This window comes from Streptomyces sp. SID13726, assembly GCF_010548375.1.
Lineage (GTDB): Bacteria > Actinomycetota > Actinomycetes > Streptomycetales > Streptomycetaceae > Streptomyces.
Window position 1 is genome coordinate 1 of record NZ_JAAGLY010000348.1, and the last position, 473, is coordinate 473.

A 473-nucleotide genomic window follows, 5' to 3' on the forward strand; every position below is an offset into this window, starting at 1 on the left:
GAGCGCCGCCCGGTAGTCGGCGACGGCCCCTCGGTCGCGCCAGGGGAGGTCGGTCGCCGTGGCGTCGAGCAGCGCGTCTCCGTGAGCGCCGGTGGGCGAGCCCCACCCGACGAGCTCGGTGTACTCGTCGCTGAAGACGGCGAGGTTCGCCTCGACGTCCACGGCGCCGCCGTTCGAGCTCTCGAGCGCGACCAGCGCGTCGATCGCCGCCTCGACCCCGCCCACGCGCTGGTCCTCGGGGTCGGTCTGCCGGAGGCTGCCCGACTCGTCGACCACGATCGTCGCGAGCAGCGACCCGTTCGTGGCGAGGCAGGAGGAGAGGTCGGCGAAGGCCTCCTCACCCTGCACGCTGAGGCCGCTCGCGTCCTCGGCGACGACGGGTACCGTCCCGGGAGCCGCCGACGCCGTCGGCAGCACCAGCGACGGCGCCAGTGCGAGGGCCGCGGTGAGCGCGAGGGCGCTCAGCCGGGTGC

At 75.5% G+C, this 473-nt stretch carries 1 protein-coding gene; it reads right to left on the reverse strand.

Annotated elements, in window-relative coordinates; translation table 11 throughout:
* On the reverse strand, nt 1-473 hold a 473-nt coding region (locus tag G3I78_RS48010; protein WP_203616530.1), incomplete at both ends, for a VWA domain-containing protein.